Raw genomic sequence first — 1,945 nt, 5'->3', positions numbered from 1 at the left:
CGACGCCGTGAGCAGCCGCGGGCGTCCGCCGTCCGGATGCGCTTCGCGCCACAGGTCGCGTGCGGTCTTCACCGCGAGCAGGCAGCTCTCGGTCCCGCCGCTGGTGACCGATCCCACCACGGAGCGGCCGCCGTGCAGCATCCGCCGGGTGAAGCCGATGACGTCGCGCTCCATCGCCGAGATGGAGGGGAAGACGGTCGGGTCGAGTCCGTTCAGCGGGCGGGCGAGTCGCGCCGCCGCATCCGCGAGCTCGTCGAGCTCCTCGAGGCCCGAGTCGTAGACGTACGACAGCACGCGACCGCCGTGCGTCGGCGCGTCGCCCTCGCGCAGCGATCGGAGCCGCGTCAGGATGTCGCTCGTGCTGCCACCGGTCATGCGGATGTGCCCACGATGTCATGCTCGCGCAGGTGGTACCGGGCGAGGGCGACCATGCTCGCGATCATCAGGATCGCGGGCAGGATGCTGAACGACACGGCGATGCCGACCACGGCCGACTCGGGCTGCTCGACCGTCTTCCCGACCGTGGTCTCCAGGTACCCGGTGATGGCCAGCACGATCGTGAGCACCGTGCCGCCCAGGGCCATGCCGGTCGTCTCTCCTGCCGTCCACACGCCGCCGAAGATGCCGGAGCGGTTCGCGCCGCCTTTTCCCTTCGCCTCCTGCCCCTCCCCCGCACGCAGGGTGCGGTCGTAGGCGATCACGTCGGGGAGCATTGCCATCGGCAGCGTCTGCATGCCCGCATACGCGGAGCCTGCGAGGGCGACCGGGGCGAGGATCCACCAGCCCGGCATCCACACCATCGCGCCCAGCACGAGCGTCGCCAGCACGAACACCGCGCTGGCCAGTCGGAAGGCGCGCTCCTTGCCGATGCGGTCGGCGATCAGCTTCCACACCGGCGCCATCAGCAGCGCGGGCGCGATCAGCGCCACGAACAGCTGGGTTACCGCGGTCTCGTCGCCGAGAACCCAGCGGGCCACGTACTGCGCGGCCGCGAGCATCATCCCCGTCGCCAGTCCCTGCAGCAGGAACGTCGCCAGGAGCGCCCGGAACGGCTGGCTCTCGCGCAGCACCGCGATGCCGTCGCGGTAGTGCTCGGCGATGCTCGCACCGGGCCGCACCGGCAGGAGCGGCCGCTGCGGAGCGACCGAGGCGGAGGTCAGCATCCCGAACCCGAGGATCACCGCGGCGACGGTCGCCATCACCAGATAGCCCAGCAGCGGATCCTGCGGGAACATCGCCCGCAGCTCCGGACCGCCGGCTCCGAACAGCAGGATCGCGACGGTCAGCAGCACCACGCGCCAGCTGAGCAGCCGGGTGCGCTCGCGATAGTCGTCGGTCAGCTCGGCGGGCAGCGCGATGTACGGCACCTGGAACAGGCTGAAGAAGGTGGCGGCGAAAATGAAGGCCACCAGCACCCACAGCGCCGCGGGCACTGGTCCGAGCCCGGCGGGCACGGCGAAGGTGAGGATGAAGGCGATCGGCAGCCCGATGCCGCCGATCAGCATGGTGCGGCGGCGGCTTCCGGTGTGCGCGAGGGCGCGATCGCTGATGCCGCCGATCACGGGATCGATCAGCACGTCCCACACCTTCGCGGCCGTCACGATCGCGCCGGCGGCGAGCGCGGTGACGCCCAGCGAGTCGGTCAGGTAGTAGACGAGGACCAGCCCGGGGAGCGTCGCGAAACCGCCCGTGCCGAGCGAACCGATCGCGTAGCGGGTGACCTGCCCGCGGCTGAGCGAATTCGACCGTGAACCCATGCCGCTCACTCTAGTGGTGGGATGACCGCGCCTCGCGGGTCGCAGATGACCGCCTCGCACTGGACGAAGCGGGGTGTCGCGACCCGCGAAGCGGGAGGGGCGGGAGGCGGGCGGGATGCCTCAGACCAGCGCGCCCGAGGTCGGCACGGGGTTCGCGAACAGGTCCAGCACCGGGCAGTGCTCCTCCA

1 protein-coding gene and 2 pseudogenes are annotated in these 1,945 nt (G+C 71.2%); all 3 read right to left on the bottom strand.

The genetic code is table 11. The annotated features are described in order from the left end of the window. Positions 1-375: pseudogene (locus tag BGN97_RS09555) on the bottom strand (aspartate aminotransferase family protein); the annotation flags it as partial. Continuing rightward, complete coding sequence (locus BGN97_RS09550; RefSeq protein WP_292700557.1) at positions 372-1,757, bottom strand: MFS transporter; 1,386 nt, start codon at positions 1,755-1,757, stop codon at positions 372-374. The pseudogene BGN97_RS09555 and the gene BGN97_RS09550, both read right to left, overlap by 4 nt. A gap of 120 nt (positions 1,758-1,877) precedes the next feature. Beyond that, a pseudogene (locus BGN97_RS09545) lies at positions 1,878-1,945 on the bottom strand (OsmC family peroxiredoxin); the annotation flags it as partial.

Source organism: Microbacterium sp. 69-10 (genome assembly GCF_001897945.1).
GTDB lineage: Bacteria > Actinomycetota > Actinomycetes > Actinomycetales > Microbacteriaceae > Microbacterium.
The sequence above is the reverse complement of the archived record's forward strand: the minus strand, read 5'-3'. Positions and strand labels throughout refer to the sequence as shown.

What these genes read in the sequence shown, in the direction of transcription:
- BGN97_RS09550 (WP_292700557.1), bottom strand. Translation starts at nt 1,757, where the DNA reads ATGGGTTCACGGTCGAATTCGCTCAGCCGCGGGCAGGTCACCCGCTAC.